This is a genomic window from Pseudomonas sp. GW822-FHT06B12, from assembly GCF_058799675.1.
Genome location: NZ_JBXALR010000008.1, coordinates 216,499 through 236,705, shown reverse-complemented (window position 1 = coordinate 236,705; position 20,207 = coordinate 216,499). Strand labels below are relative to the sequence as shown.

Annotated in this window: 17 protein-coding genes and 3 pseudogenes; 13 read left to right on the top strand and 7 right to left on the bottom strand. The window is 58.5% G+C overall.

Annotation, left to right across the window (positions count from 1 at the left end; all coding sequences use genetic code 11):
* Positions 1-27: 27 nt before the first annotated feature.
* Both AC1RKH_RS19445 and AC1RKH_RS19440 read left to right on the top strand, forming a co-directional pair.
* Complete coding sequence (locus AC1RKH_RS19445) at positions 28-1,410, top strand: LLM class flavin-dependent oxidoreductase (protein WP_493061637.1); 1,383 nt, start codon at positions 28-30, stop codon at positions 1,408-1,410.
* Between the two features lie 160 nt (positions 1,411-1,570).
* Positions 1,571-1,924 (top strand): hypothetical protein, encoded by a 354-nt coding sequence (locus AC1RKH_RS19440; protein WP_493061638.1) that lies wholly within the window; start codon positions 1,571-1,573, stop codon positions 1,922-1,924.
* Here the strand turns inward: AC1RKH_RS19440 and AC1RKH_RS19435 are convergent.
* Positions 1,921-2,283: a winged helix-turn-helix transcriptional regulator gene (locus tag AC1RKH_RS19435; protein WP_210639524.1), complete on the bottom strand. Its 363-nt coding sequence runs from the start codon at positions 2,281-2,283 to the stop codon at positions 1,921-1,923. The two genes, AC1RKH_RS19440 and AC1RKH_RS19435, sit on opposite strands and share 4 nt — an antisense overlap.
* 111 nt (positions 2,284-2,394) lie before the next feature.
* Between AC1RKH_RS19435 and AC1RKH_RS19430 the strand changes: the two genes are divergently transcribed.
* Positions 2,395-3,129 (top strand): SDR family NAD(P)-dependent oxidoreductase, encoded by a 735-nt coding sequence (locus AC1RKH_RS19430; protein ID WP_493061639.1) that lies wholly within the window; start codon positions 2,395-2,397, stop codon positions 3,127-3,129.
* 73 nt (positions 3,130-3,202) lie between these two features.
* The gene (locus AC1RKH_RS19425) at positions 3,203-3,802 is read left to right on the top strand and encodes an NADPH-dependent F420 reductase (protein WP_493061640.1); all 600 of its coding nucleotides are present in this window, start codon (positions 3,203-3,205) and stop codon (positions 3,800-3,802) included.
* A 167-nt stretch (positions 3,803-3,969) separates the two neighbouring features.
* Here AC1RKH_RS19425 and AC1RKH_RS19420 read toward each other — a convergent pair whose 3' ends face one another.
* Complete coding sequence (locus AC1RKH_RS19420) at positions 3,970-4,422, bottom strand: winged helix-turn-helix transcriptional regulator (protein ID WP_493061641.1); 453 nt, start codon at positions 4,420-4,422, stop codon at positions 3,970-3,972.
* Positions 4,423-4,831: 409 nt separating this feature from the next.
* On the opposite strand from AC1RKH_RS19420, the gene AC1RKH_RS19415 reads away from it, so the two are divergent.
* From AC1RKH_RS19415 to AC1RKH_RS19405, 3 genes are all read left to right on the top strand, one after another.
* Positions 4,832-5,770 carry an SDR family oxidoreductase gene (locus AC1RKH_RS19415; RefSeq protein ID WP_493061642.1) on the top strand — a complete coding sequence of 313 codons (939 nt, stop codon included), beginning with the start codon at positions 4,832-4,834 and terminating at the stop codon, positions 5,768-5,770.
* Between the two features lie 143 nt (positions 5,771-5,913).
* The gene (locus tag AC1RKH_RS19410; protein WP_493061643.1) at positions 5,914-6,534 is read left to right on the top strand and encodes an NADPH-dependent F420 reductase; all 621 of its coding nucleotides are present in this window, start codon (positions 5,914-5,916) and stop codon (positions 6,532-6,534) included.
* Between the two features lie 62 nt (positions 6,535-6,596).
* Positions 6,597-6,932: a nuclear transport factor 2 family protein gene (locus AC1RKH_RS19405; RefSeq protein ID WP_493061879.1), complete on the top strand. Its 336-nt coding sequence runs from the start codon at positions 6,597-6,599 to the stop codon at positions 6,930-6,932.
* Here AC1RKH_RS19405 and AC1RKH_RS19400 read toward each other — a convergent pair.
* Positions 6,819-7,326, bottom strand: a pseudogene (locus tag AC1RKH_RS19400) (Arm DNA-binding domain-containing protein); the annotation flags it as partial. The gene AC1RKH_RS19405 and the pseudogene AC1RKH_RS19400 sit on opposite strands and share 114 nt — an antisense overlap.
* Positions 7,327-7,590: 264 nt before the next feature.
* Here AC1RKH_RS19400 and AC1RKH_RS19395 point away from each other — a divergent pair.
* Together AC1RKH_RS19395 and AC1RKH_RS19390 are read left to right on the top strand one after the other, a co-directional pair.
* The gene (locus AC1RKH_RS19395; RefSeq protein ID WP_493061644.1) at positions 7,591-8,211 is read left to right on the top strand and encodes a TetR/AcrR family transcriptional regulator; all 621 of its coding nucleotides are present in this window, start codon (positions 7,591-7,593) and stop codon (positions 8,209-8,211) included.
* A gap of 196 nt (positions 8,212-8,407) precedes the next feature.
* Positions 8,408-9,679, top strand: coding sequence for an OmpP1/FadL family transporter (locus AC1RKH_RS19390; RefSeq protein ID WP_493061645.1), 1,272 nt, complete (start codon positions 8,408-8,410; stop codon positions 9,677-9,679).
* Positions 9,680-9,789: 110 nt separating this feature from the next.
* Here the strand turns inward: AC1RKH_RS19390 and AC1RKH_RS19385 are convergent, their stop codons facing one another.
* Entirely contained in the window at positions 9,790-10,575 is a 786-nt protein-coding gene (locus tag AC1RKH_RS19385) for an SDR family NAD(P)-dependent oxidoreductase (protein WP_493061646.1), read from the bottom strand.
* A 167-nt stretch (positions 10,576-10,742) separates the two neighbouring features.
* Positions 10,743-12,190, bottom strand: a pseudogene (locus AC1RKH_RS19380) (efflux transporter outer membrane subunit).
* Between the two features lie 218 nt (positions 12,191-12,408).
* Here AC1RKH_RS19380 and AC1RKH_RS19375 point away from each other — a divergent pair.
* The 4 genes from AC1RKH_RS19375 (at position 12,409) to AC1RKH_RS19360 (ending at position 19,016) form a co-directional block, all read left to right on the top strand.
* A complete protein-coding gene (locus AC1RKH_RS19375) occupies positions 12,409-13,518 on the top strand; it encodes an efflux RND transporter periplasmic adaptor subunit (protein ID WP_493061647.1) in 1,110 nt (369 codons plus the stop codon).
* Complete coding sequence (locus AC1RKH_RS19370) at positions 13,515-16,664, top strand: efflux RND transporter permease subunit (RefSeq protein WP_493061648.1); 3,150 nt, start codon at positions 13,515-13,517, stop codon at positions 16,662-16,664. Before AC1RKH_RS19375 ends, AC1RKH_RS19370 begins: the two co-directional genes overlap by 4 nt.
* Before the next feature lie 46 nt (positions 16,665-16,710).
* Positions 16,711-18,009 (top strand): beta-ketoacyl-ACP synthase II, encoded by a 1,299-nt coding sequence (fabF, locus tag AC1RKH_RS19365; RefSeq protein ID WP_493061649.1) that lies wholly within the window; start codon positions 16,711-16,713, stop codon positions 18,007-18,009.
* Positions 18,010-18,164: 155 nt separating this feature from the next.
* Entirely contained in the window at positions 18,165-19,016 is an 852-nt protein-coding gene (locus tag AC1RKH_RS19360; protein ID WP_493061650.1) for an SDR family oxidoreductase, read from the top strand.
* Between the two features lie 117 nt (positions 19,017-19,133).
* On the opposite strand, the pseudogene AC1RKH_RS19355 reads toward AC1RKH_RS19360, so the two are convergent.
* A pseudogene (locus AC1RKH_RS19355) lies at positions 19,134-19,483 on the bottom strand (site-specific integrase); the annotation flags it as partial.
* A 166-nt stretch (positions 19,484-19,649) separates the two neighbouring features.
* The gene (locus AC1RKH_RS19350; RefSeq protein ID WP_019691061.1) at positions 19,650-20,135 is read right to left on the bottom strand and encodes an Lrp/AsnC family transcriptional regulator; all 486 of its coding nucleotides are present in this window, start codon (positions 20,133-20,135) and stop codon (positions 19,650-19,652) included.
* Positions 20,136-20,207: the final 72 nt, after the last annotated feature.

Genomic DNA, 20,207 nt, shown 5'->3' with positions numbered 1-20,207 from the left:
GTTTAATGACTTTTTACAGGTACTACGATGTCCGATCCAAAACCTCTGTTGTTTGCGTTATACGAGCAAGCCAGTGTTGGCTGTGGCGGCGCGCCGAGCCTCTGGACGCACCCGGCTGACGAGCGACTGACCTTCAACTCGCTGGGCTACTGGTCCAACCTGGCACGCATCGCCGACCAGGCTCATCTCGACATGCTGTTTTTTGGTGATGTGCTGGGCTTCTACGATGTGTTTGGTGGCAATGCCGATGCGGCCATGAAGTGGGCGGTGGAAGCACCGGCCAATGATCCGTTGATGATCATCCCGGCATTAGCTGCCGTGACGGAAAACCTGGCCTTCGGCGTCACTGTCACCACCAGTTACGAGCATCCTTTCACCCATGCCCGGCGCTTCAGCACGCTGGATCACCTGACCAATGGCCGGGTCGGCTGGAACATCGTCACTTCCTATCTGACCAGTGCCGCTCGCAACTTCGGCCTGGAGCAGATGATCAAGCACGATGATCGCTATGAACGCGCAGATGAATTTCTCGATGTGGTTTACAAGCTCTGGGAAGGCAGCTGGGCAAACGATGCCGTGGTGGCTGACAAGTCTCGCCAGATCTATGCCAAGGGCGATCGCGTGCGACCAATCAACCATGTTGGCGAGCACTACCGGGTGGCCGGGCCGCATTTGACTTCTCCATCACCACAACGCACACCCTTGCTGATTCAGGCCGGTTGGTCAGGCCGTGGTCGCGAGTTTGCGGCCAAGCACGCCGAACTGATTTTCATCGCCAAATCCAACCCGCAGGAGATTCGCCAGGGCTTGGAAGATATATGGGCGCAGGCCAGGGCACGGGGGCGTCAGGCGGAGGATGTTAAATCTCTGACGGTCCTGCGCATCGTTACGGCCAGGACCGAGATCGAAGCCCAACGCAAATATGACGAACTGCAGAGCAACTATCACTTGCAGGCGCAACTGGTGAGTTATGCCGGTGATACCGGTATCGACATCAGCCGCTACGCGGACAGCGATGCGTTATCCACTCACACCGAAGGCATGACTTCCTATGTGATGCGGCCTGATGGCAGTGGCAAGCCCTTGACCGCCGGCGATGTCAAACAGCGCTTTGCCAACGTCACTCGGGGCAGTGATCTGATTCTGGTGGGAACGCCGCAACAAGTGGCCGATCGGATCGAGGAGCACGCCCGAATTTCCGGCACCAGTGGCTACATGCTCAACCCGCTGATCAGCCCAGGCAGCCTCGAAGACTTTGTTGAGCTGGTCATTCCTGAACTGCAAAAGCGTGGCTTGTATCGTACTGAACCACAGAGCGGTACTTTCCGTTCGCGGTTGCGGGACGATGGCGCTAACCATTTACCGGATTCTGCCTACGGCGCCTCGTTCCGCTTCGAAGAAGGTTTTTAGGATGGAGGTGCCTGTCCCGTTGAATACAGACGCCTTCCCTTGACGTAGCTCCGTTGTAATCAACCGACACAGTGTTGCTTGCTCAGTGACTGAGGCTTGTCCGTGTTCTCACGGGCAAGTTCAATGCACTTCAATGCCAAAATGGTTGTCGGGTCGACCAATGCAACAACCGATCAGCCCGGTGATCGGGGCGGTCACGATCGTGCTGTTGCTCGCCGGTTACGGGGTTGGGTTCGTTGCCTGGCTGGGCCGGGCAGGGGTGTACCTTGAAACCATCTTTCTGAGCTTGACGGCGTTCTTGCTGATGGTCCCGACCGTCTCGGAGACGTTGCGTCGAGTCCCCGATGGCCACCCCATCGTCACTGACCCGAATTCGCCATTGCTCAAAGGTGCGCTGGGTTTTATAGCCCTTGCGCTCGTTGTTGGCGTGGTGGCTCAGGTGTTCGCTCTGCGAAAAGACGGCGCGCGCCTGCGCAAAATCGTCCCACTCAGCGGTTCGTCAGCATCCCGCTAGGCCAAAGCGTCGCGCTTGGCGAAGATGCTTGCCATTTGCGCCGCGTTCTCGGTTCCCCAGGTGCACAGCGGGATGATCGCATCAGCCAGACTACGGCCGAGCGGGGTCAGCGTGTAGTCCACGCGCGGGGGCACTTCCTTGTAGTCGGTCCGTGCAAGCACCTGATCGGCTTCCAGATCCTTCAACTGCTGGATCAGGACCTTGTCGCTGACTCCAGGGATCAAACGCTTGAGCTCGCCATAGCGTTTCGGGCCGCCGCGCAGGAAAAACAGGACCAGCGGTTTCCACTTGCCCGAGATGATGCGTAGCGTGGCGTTGAGCCCGCAACCGGTGTCGCAGATTTCGGATGTCGTCGTCATTTTTGATACTTACCAAAAGGTGCATACTTGTCCTTAGGTTATCAGCGCTGCATCCTCGTCTCAAGCAAGCAATTTCCTGCTTGGGTACAACTCCAACGAAGGATGCACGTCATGACCAGACTGAATGGAAAGACCGCCGTGATCACCGGCGGCGCTACCGGTATCGGCCTCGCCGCAGCGAAGCGCTTCATCGAGGAAGGCGCCTTCGTCTTCATCTTCGGCCGCCGCCAGGAAGCGCTCGACGCCGCCATGGCCGACCTCGGGCCCAATGCCCGCGCGGTGAAGGGCTCAGTCTCCGATCTGGCCGACCTCGATCGACTCTACGCGGCGGTGAAGGCCGAGCGCGGAACCCTCGACATCGTCTTCGCCAATGCCGGGGCGGGAAGCCCGCTTGCGCTCGGCAAGATCACCGCCGAGCACATTGACGAAACCTTCGAGACCAACGTGAAGGGCTTGATCTTCACGGTCCAGAAGGCGCTGCCGCTGATGGGGCAGGGCGGTTCGATCATCCTGACCGGATCGAGCGCCGGCACCACGGGCGCCCCGGCATTCAGCGTCTACAGCGCAAGCAAGGCGGCAGTGCGCAACCTCGCGCGGACTTGGGCGGAGGACCTGAAGGGCACCGGTATCCGGGTCAACGTGTTGTCGCCCGGGCCGACGGCGACCGAACTCGCGAAGGCAGCGCTAGGCGAGGAAGGCATGAAGGTCTTCGCCTCGATGAATCCGCTCCAGCGCATGGCCGATCCGGCGGAGATCGGAGCGGCAGCCGCGTTTCTCGCGTCGCAGGACAGCAGCTTCATGACCGCCAGTGAGGTCGCCGTCGACGGCGGTCTGGCGCAAATCTGATTCGCTACGCCCGAGCGGTCACTCCATTCCATCTTCGGAGCCCGCAGGGCGTGGCAAACCAAAGGAGATTTTTATGAGCTACGCAATTATCGGCTTCGGCAAACTCGGCCAGGCGCTTGCCAAGGCGTTTGCCCGCAAAGGCATCGAAGTAACCGTTGCAACCACACGCGCCCCGGAAAGTTTTGCAGCCGAAGCGGCCGCGATCGGACCCACGATCATCCCCAAAACACTGGCGGAAGCCATCGAGGCGGACATCATCTTTTTGGCTGTCCGTTACGAATCGCACCGGGAGGTCGCGAAGGCGCTGCCGACTTGGAAGGGCAAGACCCTCATCGATGTGACCAATGCCTACGGCGTGCCCCTTGAGGAACTGGGAGGACAGCCTTCTTCCAAGGTCATCGCGCAGGCCTTCACGGGTGCAAGACTGGTCAAGGGCTTCAACCATTTGGTCGCTGCCGTCCTTGACCAGGACCCGGCCGTACAGGGTGGCAAGAGAGTCGTGTTCCTGGCGAGCGACGATGACGGCGCCGCAACGGAGATTGGTGCGCTTGCGGAAAATCTCGGTTTCTCGCCGATCAAACTTGGCGGGCTTTCGGAAGGTGGACTGCTTGTGCAGGCACGCGGAAATACCTGGGGTCAGCTGATCTTTAAGGACTTGGTCAAGTTCGACTGATGAATCGTGATCGCAAATTTTGAGGCGATCTCCCTCGTGGAAAAGAGCTGCCACAGTCTGATTGAAGTGAGGGCGACGCCGGCTTCAGGTCCTCGCTGACAGGCCCACAACTTATACGATTGGATAAGTGCCAATTGCGCCGTGACAGGGCGCGTTTGCCGCCTTGTTCATCCCCCGCTCTCAGGAAAGATGCACCCGCCATTGCGGACCAGCGCCTTCACTTCCTCGCTCACCTGCATCGGGTTTTGACTTAATCGAGCAACAAACTCCTCGCGGCGCCGCACGTACGACTTCGAATCATGCTTCGCGCTCCAGAGCACAATGTTGATCACAATTGGAATGAGGTCCAGGCCCTTCTCGGTCAACGTGTAAAAGTCCTTGCGTCTGTCGTCGGGGCTGGGCGCCTTCGAGAGAACGCCTTGCTCCTCCAGAAAGGCAAGTCGGGAAGCAAGAACATTGGTCGCGATTCCCTCTTCCGATTTCAGGAAATCGCCATACGTCTTCTTTCCAACAAAAACGATGTCGCGAATGATCAAGAGCGACCACCGGTCGCCGAAAATCTCCACGCCGTAGTTCACCGCGCAATGGGACCGAAAGTCTTCTTTAAGAGTTGTCTTCATGGCTGGATCTTAGCATCACTTGCATGTCGCAAGTAAAACTCCATAGATCACTTGCTTTTTGCAAGTGAAGCGACCAGCATAGATCGTACGTTGAGTGAGTTCGCCGGATCGCACCAGCAGCCTTGGATGATCTACCCCATACCTGCAAGGAAACTGCGCATGAGCACTATCAGCATTATCGGCTCAGGTGACATGGCCGCAGCGATCGGCGTTCATCAAGACACTCGGACTGCGCCCGATGGACACCGGGCCGTTGCTCATGGCGCGAACGCTGGAGCACGTCTGCCTGCTGTCGCTGGGCCTCATCGCCCACTCCGTCAAGCACACCAACTTTTCAATCGGGGTCAGCCTTCCCGGCTGAGCCCACCCGTAGCACCATTTTTTCATCTCACTTACAAGGAACAGCAACATGCGCGTTTTCGTTACTGGAGGAACCGGCCATATCGGTTCGTACATCATCCCTGAACTGGTCGCGGCCGGACACGAAGTTACCGGCCTGGCCCGCTCGGACAAGGCCGCAGATGCGGTGGCCGCACTTGGCGCCAAGGTGCGTCGCGGGGATCTTTCCGACCTCGATGGGCTCAAGGCGGCGGCGGCGGAGTTTGACGGCGTCATCCACGTCGCGCACAGGCAAGACCTGCTTCCCTCTGGCGGGATCGACGCCGTGGCCGCTGCGGAACTCCAGATCATGCTCGCGTACGGCGAGGCGCTGGCTGGAAGCGGCAAGCCGCTGGTCGTGTCGGGGAGCATCGGCGCGCCCGGGTGGGAAAAGCTGGGCCGGCCAGCCACGGAGGAAGACCCGTCACTTCCCGGCGGCGATGCGTACAAGGGGACCCTGCGGGTTCGTAACGCCGTCGAGCTCGCCGTCATCGGCCTCGCCGAGCGGGGCGTGCGGTCGTCGATCGTGCGGATTCCTACGATCGCGCACAGCACGACCGACGTCGCCTTCCTGCCATTGTTGATCGGGCTGGCGAAGGAAAAGGGCGTCATCGGTTACCCGGGAGAAGGCGCGAACCTGTGGCCGGCCGTACACGCCCGTGACCTCGCCATCTTGTTCCGCCTGGCGCTGGAGAAGGGTGAGGCGGGCAAATATTGGCATGGGGTCGAGAGTGAGGGCATCCCGTTCCGCGCCATCGCCGAGGCCATTGGCAGCCGTCTGGGCGTGCCGGCCGTGAGCATTCCCGCGGACGTACTGATGCTGCCGGGATACTTTGGCTTCCTCGCGAATTTGGTCACGCTGGACCTCCCGGCGTCCAACCTCATCACCCGCCAGACCCTCGGTTGGAAGCCTGCTCAACCCGGCCTGCTCGAGGACCTGGACAACGGCCATTACTTCCCCGTCGACTGAGTTGAGTTGAGGAGGGAGCCGGGTCGCAGCCGGCCCGGGCATGGCATGAGGGATGACGCATGCGGCTCTACCTACACGCGATATCAACCGTGGGATGCCCGTTGAGACAACGAGCAATTCTCTAATTCACGAGGAGACTGCACATGAGCACTATCAGCATTATCGGTTCAGGAGGCATGGCCGCGGCGATTGCCGGTCGTACCGCCAAAGCCGGACACACCGTTGAGGTGATCAGCCGCGACCCCGCCAAGGCGCAGGCGCTGGCCGACAAGCTCGCAGCCGGAGCGACCACAGGAACCTATGGGGCCGCGCCGGCCGGCGACATCGTCATCCTCGCCGTGCCGTACACCGGTGCGGCGTCGGTGGTGGCCGAGTATGGGGACGCGCTCGACGGCAAGGTGATCATCGACATCACCAACACGGCCTCTCCGGACCTCACGGGCCTTGTCTCTCCCGCCGGCAGTTCTGGTGCGCAGGAGATCGCCAAGATCGCCCCCGTCAGCGCGCATGTCGTGAAGGCATTCAACACCCTCTTCGGCCACGTCCTTGCCAAGGGAGGCCCCCTCGACGCGTTCATCGCCGCGGACAATCCGGAGGCCAAGGCGCGCGTCTCGACGTTCATCGAGAGTCTCGGGCTGCGTCCGTTGGATGTCGGCGGCCTGCACATGGCCCAGACGCTCGAGGCGCTCGGCCTGATGATGATCGGCCTTGCAAAAAATGGCGCCGGCACTTGGGACATCGCCTTGAACGTCGATATTGGCTGAATCGCCGACACCCGTCAGGTCCATAGCGTCGCGATCAGATGTGAGAGAAACGGAGAGCTTCGATGACCGTAGAAGAGAATGTCCAGATTGTGAAGGATGCGTTTGCAGCAATCGGCCGCGGTGATTTACAAGGTCTGCTGGCGTTGTCTGCCGCAGATATCGAGTGGATCATTTCAGGCGAGGACTGGCCGCTGGCCGGCACGCGCCGCGGACACGCGGGATTGGCGGATTTGTTTCAGACGCAATCCGAAACGATGGAAACTTCATTCATGGAGCCCCGCGAATTCGTAGTCGGCAGGTATCAGGGGGGATATGTCGACCAGCTCAGTTGGATCACCCTCGACCAACAAGGCCCGCCAAGGCTGGCGCTTCCTGGCTCAGCTGAACATCTGGGTTAGGTCGGCGAAGAAACTGATGGCTTGTCGGTGAGCGCCGCGGCTGACGACCGTTCGGATCAGCGCCCGAATATCGTGTTCGGACACGCTGCTCACTGCGGTCTTGCCGAGTGCTTCTGCCTTGGCGGTTTTCTTTTGCTCGTTGGGATTGATCTGCTCATCGATGAGCGCACGGGCCTGGTTGCGTGCTTTACGGATGTCCGTCAGGGATTTGCGCGGCCAGGACCCGCAGGCGTACTCTTTGTTCTGATCGTCCCAGCGATAGCGATAGAAAAAGCCGACCGACACACCGTCCTTGCGGACTGAGATTCGACCTGCCATTGCCATCCTCCCGGAGGATGCGGCCGGCATCGTTGGGAGTCAGCGACTCGAGTTCTTTGATGGTGATTTTGGCCATGAAACACTGGGTCATGCACTTGGCCCGGCTATAACAGCTCTTGTCGATTGGGCTGAGCTTCGTCACCAGCACGAGGCGAAGGGTATGGAGCTACTTAGCGTTAGCGGCGATCGACTTGTGGAACGCTAATCCGCCATGCTGGATTACTCAAACGTCATCCCGTTTCAAATCTGATCGGCTGTGGTTTCCGAATGTTCGATTTGTGACTATATATGCCATCGGTCACAATTTGTAAGTCCTCGATAGGGTGAGTAAGCTATTCCCATGAATCAGCCATCAATATCTTCGCCCAGCCCCCGTGGCCCAGCCGATCACGACATTCGAGACCAGATTGTCGCAGCGGCCAACGAACACTTCAGTCAATACGGCTACGGCAAAACCACGGTTTCCGACCTGGCTAAGGCCATCGGGTTTTCCAAGGCCTACATCTACAAATTTTTTGATTCCAAGCAGGCGATCGGTGAAGCCATCTGCGCAAATTGTCTGGCAGAAATCGTCGCGGCTGTGGAGCAGGCTATCAATGTAGAAGGCCTGTCGCCGACGGAGCGCTTTCGACGTTTGGTCAAAACGGTGATCGCCACAGGTGTGAATCTGTTTTTTAACGACCGAAAACTCTATGACATTGCAGCGTTCGCGGCGTCGGAAAGCTGGCCCAGTTCGCAGGTTTATGACGCACAGATCAAACGCTTCGTGTTGCAAATCGTGCGAGAGGGGCGAGAGATTGGCGAATTTGAACGCAAGACTCCGCTGGACGAGACAGTAGAAGCGATACATCTCGCGCTGCGGCCATTCGTCAACCCTTTGCTGCTGCAGTACAACCTCGATTTCGTCGAGGAGGCGCCCACGCTTACCTCCAATCTCATCTTGCGTAGCCTCATGCCTTGACCTTTGGCTAAAGGTTTATCGCATACGGCGGTACGCGTCAGATCCCAAACGGCTTTTCACTTTGCCCTTCTTCCATCCGTCGAAGGGCATTTTATTTATCTGCTGTGTGACCATTGACTGATATGGTCACATGAATAAATATGGTGGTCCATCGCTTCTAATGCTTCATCTCAGTGATACCCATAGAGTCCAAACAATGAAAAAAATAGTGCTCAAGTCCCCATTTGGCCTTGCTGTCGTGCTCGCATCCTCAAACGTTTTTGCAAGCGGCTTCGCTCTCAATGAACAAAGCATCAGTGGGATGGGGTCCGGGTTTGCCGGTCGTTCTTCCGCCGCTGAAGATGCGAGTACGGTCTTCGGTAACCCTGCGGGCATGTCTCGCTTGAAAAGAGAACAGGTCAGCGTGGGGGCGGCGACTCTTTTCGCCAAGTCCGACATAAGCCACACCCGCAGTACATTCGGCGGCCAGGAAGACGGCGACATGGTGCCAACCACCACCGTGCCTATGGGTTACTACGTCAAACCGATCGATGAGCATTGGGCGTTCGGTGTAGGTTTTTATGTGCCTTTCGGTCTGATGACTGACTATGGCAGCGGTTTCGCCGGGCGTTACTACGCCAACAAAAGCGAAGTCACGACCCTTACGTTCCAGCCCACTGTCAGCTATGCCTTCAACGACAAAGTTTCGATCGGGTTCGGTCCGACCATCAACCGTATCGGTGGTGAAATTTCCGGTATGGTGCCCAATCCGCTTAGCCCTGGTCGCAATGACGGAAAACTCAAAAGCACGGGTGACGACACTGCCCTGGGTTTTAACGCCGGTATCTTGGTGCAGGCTACAGACCGAACCCGTTTGGGCATGACCTACCATTCCAAGGTCAGTTATCAATTGGATGCCAAGACCAAGGTCACTGACGGCATCTTTAGCGTGTTGGGGGTCAGCGGCCGCAGTTATGACGCTTCGCTGGATGTGGATACCCCGGAGTCAGTGGATTTCTCGGTGACTCATCATCTTAATAACGACTGGACCCTATACGTGGGGAGTACCTGGACTCGCTGGAGTCGCTTCAAAGCGTTAACCATCGAGAACACAGGTTTACCTCCTGCGTTGAGCGGTGCGCTGGGCACCATTACCGAAGAACAGAATTGGCACGATACGTGGGCTCATGCTATCGGTGCGGCATATCAACTGAACAACCAATGGGTACTTCGCGCAGGCTTTTCGGTCGATCAGTCACCGACCAATAACACCAATCGTGGACCGCGCATTCCTACGGGCGACCGCAAGGTTGTCAGCTTCGGTGCTGGCTGGACGCCGGTGGACAATGTCACGATCGATGTTGCTTATTCCTACCTATGGGAAGAGAGCGTGCAGGTCAACGACACCTCGCCGACCAGAGGTGCATACAGTGCCAAATATAAGAACAGTGCGAGCGGGCTCGGTACGTCTGTTAGTTACCGCTTCTAATTGAGTGCTGTTACACGATAAATGTCCTGTCGGGAGCACGCGTTGCCTCCCGACCTTTAAGAACATATCTCGGGCCTTTCCCCTGAGGTAAAAGGCCTCTTTGTCGCCCCTCAGACTCCCATCACCTGTGCCATAAGGCTCTGATGAAACCGACGAGGCGTGGCCCACGTCAAGACAGTAATGGCCTTGTTGCCAAAACCCGGCACCACACTCATGCGTCCGGCTTGCAGTGCACGGATTCCTGCACGCACGACGGGTTGAGGCTGCATCATCACCATTTTTAAGGCCGGTGTGATCCGTTGTTTGGCGCTTTCTGCAAATCCGGTATCTGACATCCCAGGGCAAAGTGCGGTAACGACGACGCCGTCATTTTTCAGTTCACGATGAAGCGCATCAGAGAAGCGAAGAACATAGGCTTTCGCGGCAGAGTAAACGGCGAAATTCTTCACGCCCTGGAAGGACAGCAAGCTTGCGACCATCAGGATGTGCCCACGTTTGCGGGCTCGCATGTCGGCCGCGAAAAGGTGTGTCAGGGCTGTCAGGCTGGCGATATCCAGATCAATCATGGTCAGTGAGTGGTCCAGAGGCTGATCCAGGAAAGGCCCCTGCAATCCATGACCCGCATTGTTGATGAGCACATCGATCACTATATTGCGTTCGCTGAGTCGCTCATGCAGTTCGATGATCGCCGGGATCGAGGAAAGGTCTACTTGTTCGACGATCACATCAACACCGAAACGTTCGCGCAACTCCGCCGATAGTGCTTCGAGCTTACTCAGCCTTCTTGCTACCAGGACTAGCGATTTTCCCTGCGCTGCGTATTGCCGGGCAAACTCCTCGCCAAATCCGCTTGATGCGCCTGTGATGAGCACCCAGGAATTCTCGTTCGATTTCATTTCGCTGTTCTCCGGTTGGTTTCTATAGAGCAATTGGCTGCTGACCGCATAGCAACAGAACGGCCTGAGACCAATGGTCGTCAGTCGGTGAGCGAAGCCCGCTCTCGGGTTGGGTAGTAACTGAAAGAGGAGGGGGCGTGCATTAAGTGCCGCGTCATCTGGTTAAGTCATCGGGTCGCTACAGGCTGGGCTTCAGGAGGTTGCCAGCCACCACCAAGCGCTTTGAATGCCGCGACCGCCGCCCGTGCCGATTCCGTTCGTGCTTGCGCTCGGGCATCGGAAGCCTGCAGCATCGTCTCGTCGGCATGAAGGACATCGATCAGGCTGGCCGTACCTTTCTGATAGGCAATGAACGACGATTGGCGAGCTTGCGTCAGAGACGCCTCTCCCCCGGTGAGGGTGGTTGCTTGAGCTTCCCGATTTACCAGTGAGGAGAACGCGTTCTCGACATCCTCGGTGGCGCGCAGCACAGACTGACGGTAAGCGGCCAGGGTTTCGGCTTCCTGTCCCTTGGCTTGGTCGATTTGGGCGTTTATGCGACCGAAGTCGAAGAGTCTCCAGCGTAGTCCCAGTACGCCCGCCGACTGGCTGGCGCCGCCGGTAAAAAGGTTGCCTGCGGATACAGCCGTGGCACTGCCCAGCAATGCGCTAAGGGAGAATTTCGGGTAGTACTCAGCAATCGCCTCCCCGATGCGTGCGTTTGAGGCTGCGAGATGGCGCTCAGCAACAATGAGATCTGGCCTGCGGCGCAGCAGATCGGCCGGCGTTCCTGTGGCCTTTATCTGCGGCGCTAGAGGAATGTTCCCCATATTTGCCAATTGCGTGCGGTGAGTGCCTGGCGGCGTGCCGAGCATGACATCCAGTGCATTCATGGCAGCATCCAGGCCGGTCTGCAGGGTCGGTACTGCGATAGTGCCCCCTCAGTCTGACGAACCTGATAGTTGGCGGCGAGGCCCTTGCTGTAGAGCAATTGGACTTTCTCTAGTAGCTCCTGCTGCGTTTTGACTTGTCGGTTCGCAATGTCCAACCGGGTCTGCAATCCGCGGATAGTGATGTAGATATCAGCGGTCTGCGCGGCGATGGCCAATCGTGTGGCAGCGACACCCGCCTCGCAAGCCTGGTACTCGGCAAGAGCAGCTTCGCGCCCGCGGCGCAATCCGCCAAAGACATCTGCCTCCCAGCTGGCATCGAGGTTGGCCTCGTAGGAACTTCCGTACCGATCATAGCCAGGCGTTGAGTTCAACACCTGGCCGAGTGGGGTCTCGATTGACTGGTAGGAACGCGCGGCTTGGCCGCTGATGTTTCCCGAGGGCAGTAAAGCAGCATTTGCAGCACCGAGTCCGGCCCGTGCCTGTGTGACTCGCGCCGACGCCTGTGCCAGGTCGAGGTTCTGCTCAAGCGCCTTGGAGATGAAGTCGGTTAGTACTGGATCACCAAAGCCTTCCCACCACGCTACAAGGCTGGTCGGCTTCGCTCCAGGTCGCTGTTCGACAGAAGGCTGACCCAAGTAATGATCCGAAAGCGGAGCGTCGGGACGATGGTAGTTCGGACCGACCGCGCAACCTGCAAATAAGCCGGCAATGACCAAAAGAGCAATTGGACGGAGGGGAGGCATTGAGATTCCTTCAATCGAGGATATTTGTGACCATATTACGCAATAGTCACATCCTGTCAATTGAGGTGATTTGAGCGGATTTTTGGTTTTATCCTTTGGTAGCGGCGGTTCCTGTGTTGAGCTTGAGAAGCTGTATGTTGCATGGGTTGTGACTATTGACACAGGTGGTCACTAGGCTGAGAATCTGGTGCTCGTCCTATTTTTAAGTAAGGGAACCTATGCGCCGGCTTCGACCTTTCCCCATTGCCGTTTGCTTGTTGCCTCTCGTCCTGACGGCATGTGGCGACTCATCCAACGTTGACGATCCGCGCACGCACGCTCCTCTGGTAAGGCCTGGAACGGTTCAGGGTTCCTCCGACACCTCACGTTCTTTCACGGGCGTGGTGGCTGCCCGTGTGCAGGGCGACCTGGGCTTTCGGGTCTCGGGCAAGATCCTTGAGCGGTTGGTCGATACCGGTCAGACCGTTAAACGTGGTCAGCCACTCATGCGCCTCGACCCAATCGACCTGGGATTGCAGGCGCGAGCACAGCAAGAGTCGGTCATAGCCGCTCGGGCCCGAGCCAAGCAGACAGCAGATGACGAGGCGCGATACCGCAGTCTGGTTGCCGCAGGCGCTATTTCTGCATCGGCCTACGACCAGATCAAAGCCGCAGCGGATACCGCAAAGGCGCAGCTTAGCGCCGCTGAAGCGCAGGCTGACGTTGCCCGTAACGCTTCTGGTTATGCGGTGCTGCTTGCGGATTCCGACGGCGTAGTGGTGGAGACGCTCGCCGAGCCCGGACAAGTTGTCAGCCCGGGACAGCCCGTGGTTCGACTGGCGCGGGCAGGGCAGCGCGAAGCCATCGTGCACCTGCCCGAGACGTTGCGCCCCGCAGCAGGATCCACTGCGCAGGCAACGCTTTATGGCAATACCACGGGCGCTGTTACAGCGAAGCTGAGGCTGCTGTCTGACTCGGCCGACCGAATGACACGCACCTTCGAAGCGCGGTATGTGCTTGAGGGCGCGCTGGCCAATGCACCGATAGGTTCGACCGTCACGCTTCGGATCGCTGAAGGCGTCACGCAAGGGCAGGGGCTGCAAGTACCGATCGCTTCCGTTTATGACCCAGGCCAAGGCACTGGCGTGTGGGTCATCACCGGTACACCGGCGAAGGTGGCCTGGCGACCTGTACAAGTCCTGGGTTTGAGCGACGACACAGTGCGAGTCGCGGGCGACCTCAAAGTCGGCGAGCAGATCGTAGCGTTAGGCGCACATCTGTTGCGCGAAGGTGAAGAGGTGAGATTGCCTCAACAGGATGACGAAAAAGTTGCCGGGGGGCGTCCATGAACGAGGGTCGCTTCAATCTTTCCGCGATCGCCGTTCGTGAGCGATCTATTACGGTGTTTCTGATCTTCCTGATTGCCGTTGCAGGCACCCTGGCGTTCTTCCAGCTGGGGCGTGCGGAAGATCCTCCGTTTACGGTCAAGCAGTTGACGGTCATTACCGCGTGGCCGGGCGCCACGGCGCAGGAGATGCAGAATCAGGTAGCAGAGCCACTTGAAAAACGCCTGCAAGAACTGAAATGGTACGACCGCACGGAAACCTATACGCGGCCCGGTCTCGCTTTCACCATGGTGTCGTTGTTGGACCGAACGCCACCCTCACAGGTGCAGGAAGAGTTTTATCAGGCGCGCAAAAAGCTCGACGACGAAGCCACCAAGCTACCGGCGGGTGTGATCGGGCCATTGGTCAACGACGAGTATTCGGACGTGACGTTTGCGCTGTTCGCCTTGAAAGCCAAAGGCGAGCCGCAGCGACTGTTGGTGCGTGATGCTGAGTCGTTGCGCCAACAACTGTTGCATGTGCCGGGCGTGAAGAAGGTCAACATCATCGGTGAGCAAGCCGAGCGCATTTTTGTGTCCTTCTCCCATGACCGACTGGCCACCTTGGGCGTTTCTCCCCAGGACATCTTCGCCGCGCTGAATAGCCAGAACGTGCTCACACCCGCCGGTTCCATCGAAACCAACGGGCCGCAGGTTTTCCTGCGGGTGGATGGTGCTTTCGATAAATTGGAGAAAATTCGTGACACGCCCCTGGCGATTCAGGGGCGCACGTTGAGGCTCTCGGACGTGGCGACGGTTGAACGAGGCTACGAAGACCCTGCCACCTTCCTGGTGCGCAATAACGGCGAAGAGGCCTTGTTGCTGGGGGTCATAATGCGCGAGGGTTGGAATGGCCTGGACCTGGGCAAGGCGCTGGACGCCGAGACGACGAAGATAAATGAAGGCATGCCGCTGGGCATGACGCTGACCAAGGTCACTGATCAAGCCGTGAACATTGACTCGGCCGTTGGCGAGTTCATGGTCAAATTTTTTGTCGCGCTGCTTGTGGTGATGCTTGTTTGCTTTCTCAGCATGGGCTGGCGGGTAGGCCTCGTGGTCGCCGCGGCGGTACCGTTGACGCTGGCGATAGTGTTTGTGGTGATGGCGGCCACCGGAAAGAACTTTGACCGTATTACCCTCGGCTCGTTGATTCTGGCGCTGGGACTGCTGGTGGACGACGCGATCATTGCTATCGAAATGATGGTGGTGAAAATGGAAGAGGGCTACGACCGAATCAAAGCCTCCGCGTATGCCTGGAGTCATACGGCCGCGCCAATGCTCTCCGGTACACTGGTAACGGCGATTGGCTTCATGCCCAACGGTTTCGCCCAGTCCACTGCCGGCGAGTACACCAGCAACATGTTCTGGATCGTCGGCATTGCTCTGATCGCTTCCTGGGTCGTTGCGGTGGCTTTCACCCCTTACCTGGGAGTGAAGTTGTTGCCAGACATCAAGAAGGTCGAGGGTGGGCATGCGGCTATCTACAACACCCCCCGTTACAACCGCTTCCGCCGGGTTCTGACACGCGTCATCGCTCGCAAATGGCTGGTGGCTGGCACAGTTATCACGCTGTTTTTCGTGGCAGTTCTGGGCATGAGCCTGGTGAAGAAGCAGTTCTTCCCGACCTCAGACCGTCCCGAGGTGATGGTCGAGGTGCAAATGCCCTACGGAACCTCCATCGAGCAGACCAGTGCCACTGCTGCAAAGGTCGAGGCCTGGCTGCAACAGCAGGAAGAGGCAAAAATCGTCACGGCCTATATTGGGCAGGGCGCGCCGCGTTTCTTCCTGGCGATGGCGCCAGAACTGCCCGATCCATCGTTCGCCAAGATCGTGGTGCTGACGGACAGTCAGGAGGCACGTGAAACCCTCAAGTTCCGTCTTCGCGAAGCGGTCGCTGCAGGCCTCGCCCCAGAGGCCCGAGTCAGGGCATCTCAAATTGTGTTTGGTCCGTATTCGCCATTCCCGGTGGCCTACCGGGTGATGGGGCCTGACCCGACGAAGCTTCGCGAGATTGCGGGTCGTGTACAAGATGTCATGCAAGCCAGCCCGATGATGAGGACGGTCAACAGCGACTGGGGCCCTCTGACGCCGACGCTGCATTTCAACTTGGATCAGGATCGCTTGCAGGCGGTTGGACTGACATCCAGTGCAGTCGCCCAGCAGTTGCAATTCCTGCTGGCCGGAGTGCCGATCACGGCGGTTCGTGAAGACATTCGTTCAGTGCAGGTGGTTGGTCGCGCCGCGGGGAATATCCGGCTCGATCCCGCTCGGATTGAAGGCTTCACATTGGTCGGCGCGGCGGGTCAGCGTATCCCTCTGTCCCAGGTCGGAGAGGTGGATGTGCGTATGGAGGATCCGATCCTTAGGCGCCGTGACCGCACGCCGACTATCACCGTGCGCGGCGACATTGCCGAAGGCTTGCAGCCACCGGACGTCTCGAACGTGATCATGAAGGAGCTGCAGCCGATCGTAGACAAGCTGCCTGGCGGGTACCGGATCGAGCAGGCGGGTGCGATCGAGGAATCGGGGAAGGCCGGTAAAGCGATTTTGCCGTTGTTTCCGATCATGATTGCCCTGACGCTGCTGATCATCATTGTCCAGGTGCGTTCTATCTCGGCAATGATCATGGTGTTCTTCACCTCGCCGCTGGGATTGATTGGTGTGGTGCCGACGCTACTGATCTTCCAGCAGCCGTTTGGTATCAACGCCCTGGTCGGGCTGATCGCGCTGTCGGGCATCTTGATGCGCAACACGCTGATTCTGATCGGGCAGATCCATCACAACGCCCAAGAAGGCTTGGACCCGTTTCACGCAGTGCTCGAAGCCACGGTACAGCGTGCCCGCCCGGTACTGCTGACAGCACTCGCGGCAATCCTGGCGTTCATTCCGCTAACCCATTCCGTCTTCTGGGGGACGCTGGCCTACACGCTGATCGGAGGCACGTTCGTCGGCACCATCATGACGCTGGTATTCCTGCCGGCGATGTACGCCATCTGGTTCAAGATCCGTCCTGACAATACGGGTCAAACCGAAACAGCGAATAAGCAAGCAAGCCTGGTGGATAGGACACCATCCCGTCCTCTCGCCGTTCACCTCACCACAAAGCTTTAGCCATAGGCCATAGCGTGGGCGTCGACTGAAAAATGAAGAGGGTTCAATGATTAATCTCGAAGGTCAAAAGCGAATCGTGGTCACGGGCGTCGGAATTGTCGGGCCTCTGGGGTGCGGAGTAGAAGAAGTCTGGAAGAGACTGCTGGCTGGGCGTTCTGGCATCCGTAACCTGCCTGACGATATTACTGAGGGTACGGGCGTTGCAGTAGGCGGCCAGGTGCCGTCTCTAGAAGATGATGCCATCGCGGGTTACGACCCGGAGCGCATCATCTCGGCCAAGGATCGCAAGAAGATGGATCGCTTCATCGAGTTTGCACTTGTGGCAGCGCACGAAGCTCTGGAGCAGGCAGGCTGGCATCCGACAGAAGTCACAGACCAGGAGCGGACCGCCACGATCATTTCATCGGGCGTGGGTGGCTTTGGCGCGATTGCCGACGCTGTCCGCACCACCGATGCGCGTGGTCCTCGCCGATTGTCGCCATTCACTGCGCCGTCTTTTCTCGCCAACATGGCGGCCGGGCACGTATCCATTCGGCACGGTTTCAAAGGGCCGCTCGGCGCTCCGGTAACGGCCTGTGCTGCTGGGGTACAAGCCATCGGCGATGCGGCCAGAATCATCAGAAGTGGTGAGGCGGATATCGCCATATGCGGCGGTACCGAAGCAGCGATAGACCGTGTGACCCTGGGTTGTTTTGCGGCGGCCCGCGCGCTATCAACTGGCTTTGCCGAGTACCCACAACAGGCTTCACGTCCCTTTGATCGGGACCGTGACGGCTTCGTCATGTCCGAAGGTGCCGGGTTACTGGTGATCGAGTCATTGGAGCATGCGTTGGCTCGTGGAGCCAAGCCACTGGCGGAACTGGTCGGTTACGGCACCAGTGCCGATGCCTATCACTTGACGGCGGGGCCGGAGGACGGCAGCGGCGCACGCCGCGCCATGGAACAGGCACTGCGCCAGGCGGCTGTGAGTCCTGCCGAGGTGCAGCATATCAATGCACATGCGACCTCCACGCAGGTCGGTGACAAAGGCGAACTGGCAGCGATTCGCTCGGTATTCGGGAGCGACTCTAGCGTCGCGATCAGCTCGACCAAGTCCGCCACCGGGCATCTGCTTGGAGCGGCTGGAGGCATTGAAGCTGTGTTCACCGTACTAGCGCTTCGCGACCAGGTGGTGCCGCCCACGTTGAATCTCGATCATCCCGATGAGGCGGCCGGCGGCCTTGATCTGGTCGCACTCAACTCTCGGCAGTTGTCGATCACGCATGCGCTCTCAAATGGGTTCGGTTTCGGCGGTGTTAACGCCAGCGTGCTGTTTCGCCGTTGGGAGTCTGAGTCTGAAGTGTGACGCTCAAATGACGGACTAGATCCATCAAACCTGGCGCTACCAGGAGGCAATCGATGAGTAGCGGCCAGAGGCCTAAGTTGCCCGCAACGCACCCTGAATCCTACAGTCGATTATGGCTATTTCTTCAACCCTTCCGTTCACCAAGGAGTGACCTCATGAGCATTGCCGTTACTGGAGCCACCGGCCAACTGGGCCGCATCGTCATCGAGAATCTCAAGCAGCGAACCGCGACGAGCAGCATTCTTGCCCTGGTGCGCAAGCCGGAACAGGCAGAAGCGCTGGGCGTTGCGGCAAGGGCATTCGACTATTCCAAGACCGAGACGCTGGATGCGGCGTTGTCCGGAGTGGAAACCTTGCTGTTGATCTCCTCCAGCGAAATCGGTCAGCGCGCCGCGCAGCACGCCAACGTCATTGCGGCGGCGAAGAGGGCCGGCGTCAAGCGCATTGTCTATACCAGCGTGTTGCACGCTGACTCGTCCGTGCTGCCACTTGCCGACGAACACCGCGCAACCGAGGCTACCCTCAAGGCGTCCGGACTTTCCTACACGCTGTTGCGCAATGGTTGGTACACAGAAAACTACACAGGTTTCGCTGGTGTGGCGCTGGCTAATGGCGCGCTGTTTGGTAGTGCAGGCGAAGGCCGGATTTCGTCAGCGACACGCGAGGATCTGGCCGAAGCCGCCGCAGTGGTGTTGACTGCTGACGGCCATGAAAACACTACCTACGAACTGGTTGGCGATACCTCTTGGACGCTGGCTGATCTGGCGGCGGAAATCTCGAAGCAGACCGGCAAGAACATCCCTTACCGCAACCTCCCGGAAGCCGACTACGCCGCCGCGCTCCAAGGTGTTGGCTTGCCGAAGGGTCTTGCCGCAGCATTGGCTTCCTATGACGTCAGCGCCTCCCTGGGGGCTCTCTACGGGAACGAGCGCGCCTTGGCTGAACTTATCGGGAGGCCAACCACGCCGCTTGCTCTCAGCGTCGAACGTGCGCTAAAGGCGCTCTGACGAACTGCCGGCAAGCAGCAGTTTAAAACCAGTCAAGGAAGCGCATTGGTGAAGAAACATCCGACTGAGGGGGGCCGATGAAGCAGTATCTGAAACGTCTCATTCTTACGGTCAGCCTGCGAAGGGGGAGAGGAAGACATGGTGGTCCTGTTTCTTGCCGCGAGTGCCTTTGACGTTTTGCTGGGGAGGAACCACGTCTGCCGCTCCAGATCGACATTTTTCCGTTCGGCCTGGAGCAATTCACCAATCCGGCATAGCGTGCCCAGGCTAATCCAGAGCGCGAGCTGGGTTTTTTTCTTTAGCGGTCGAATGCCGTCGTATTTTTGGCCCGCGGGGAGAGCGCCGTAATCGGCGGTCATTTGCTGGAAGCTGTTGTGCAGTTCCAACAGCTCAGCCGGGGAAAGGATGCGGCTTCTTTCCGCTTCGTAGTTGGCAGGGATCAATGGGGAGATGTCGACCAGTTCAGTCGAGTGTTCGAATCACTCCGTCCCGACCATATAATTCAAGGGGTTGCGAGATTTTATCTCGCGACCCCTTTTTATTTTTCTGCATTTTTACCCCTAAAAAACGGCAGGCTCTGGGAGGGAGCCTCACCGCTCCGTGCATCACTGACTGACGTCTTGAAAGGTCTTCTCAGGCTTCTTGGGAACGCTTGACCGGGAACGACACGAAAGGCTTGATCTCCTTGAGCACGAACATGCTCTGCATCTCCTTGATGCCAGGCAATTGCCGGATCACTGACATCGCAAAGTCGGCGAACGAGTCGAGATCGCGCGCCACTACCTGCAACAGGAAGTCAGCGTCGCCACCGATGCTGTAGCACGCCACCACATCCTCCAGCTGCATCACTTCCTGCTCGAACTTCCTGGCCTCGGCTGCGCTGTGATGGTCGATGCTGACCCGTATGAACACCATGACCCCCAACCCGATCCTGCGTCGGTCCAGCACCGCTCTGTAACCCTGAATATAGCGATGCTCTTCCAGCTGCCGAACCCTGCGCCAGCAAGGCGAGGCAGACATGCCGATATGGTCGGCCAAGGTCTGGTTGGTGATCCTGCCGTCCTGTTGCAAGGCTGTAAGGATTTTGACATCTGTCAGATTTAGCGTCTGATCGGTCATAAATTCCGCGTCCCTGTGGTAAAGAGGTAGATCCTACCAGAACTCATCCGGCCAGCAATTAAAATAGAAAAT

Bases quoted from the DNA above. Each gene is read 5' to 3' on its own strand.
- AC1RKH_RS19390 (WP_493061645.1), top strand. From the start codon at position 8,408: ATGAAAAAAATAGTGCTCAAGTCCCCATTTGGCCTTGCTGTCGTGCTC.
- AC1RKH_RS19440 (WP_493061638.1), top strand. From the start codon at position 1,571: ATGCAACAACCGATCAGCCCGGTGATCGGGGCGGTCACGATCGTGCTG.
- AC1RKH_RS19350 (WP_019691061.1), bottom strand. From the start codon at position 20,135: ATGACCGATCAGACGCTAAATCTGACAGATGTCAAAATCCTTACAGCC.
- AC1RKH_RS19410 (WP_493061643.1), top strand. From the start codon at position 5,914: ATGAGCACTATCAGCATTATCGGTTCAGGAGGCATGGCCGCGGCGATT.
- AC1RKH_RS19425 (WP_493061640.1), top strand. From the start codon at position 3,203: ATGAGCTACGCAATTATCGGCTTCGGCAAACTCGGCCAGGCGCTTGCC.
- AC1RKH_RS19395 (WP_493061644.1), top strand. From the start codon at position 7,591: ATGAATCAGCCATCAATATCTTCGCCCAGCCCCCGTGGCCCAGCCGAT.
- AC1RKH_RS19415 (WP_493061642.1), top strand. From the start codon at position 4,832: ATGCGCGTTTTCGTTACTGGAGGAACCGGCCATATCGGTTCGTACATC.
- fabF (WP_493061649.1), top strand. From the start codon at position 16,711: ATGATTAATCTCGAAGGTCAAAAGCGAATCGTGGTCACGGGCGTCGGA.
- AC1RKH_RS19435 (WP_210639524.1), bottom strand. From the start codon at position 2,283: ATGACGACGACATCCGAAATCTGCGACACCGGTTGCGGGCTCAACGCC.
- AC1RKH_RS19375 (WP_493061647.1), top strand. From the start codon at position 12,409: ATGCGCCGGCTTCGACCTTTCCCCATTGCCGTTTGCTTGTTGCCTCTC.
- AC1RKH_RS19445 (WP_493061637.1), top strand. From the start codon at position 28: ATGTCCGATCCAAAACCTCTGTTGTTTGCGTTATACGAGCAAGCCAGT.
- AC1RKH_RS19370 (WP_493061648.1), top strand. From the start codon at position 13,515: ATGAACGAGGGTCGCTTCAATCTTTCCGCGATCGCCGTTCGTGAGCGA.
- AC1RKH_RS19385 (WP_493061646.1), bottom strand. From the start codon at position 10,575: ATGAAATCGAACGAGAATTCCTGGGTGCTCATCACAGGCGCATCAAGC.
- AC1RKH_RS19430 (WP_493061639.1), top strand. From the start codon at position 2,395: ATGACCAGACTGAATGGAAAGACCGCCGTGATCACCGGCGGCGCTACC.
- AC1RKH_RS19405 (WP_493061879.1), top strand. From the start codon at position 6,597: ATGACCGTAGAAGAGAATGTCCAGATTGTGAAGGATGCGTTTGCAGCA.
- AC1RKH_RS19420 (WP_493061641.1), bottom strand. From the start codon at position 4,422: ATGAAGACAACTCTTAAAGAAGACTTTCGGTCCCATTGCGCGGTGAAC.
- AC1RKH_RS19360 (WP_493061650.1), top strand. From the start codon at position 18,165: ATGAGCATTGCCGTTACTGGAGCCACCGGCCAACTGGGCCGCATCGTC.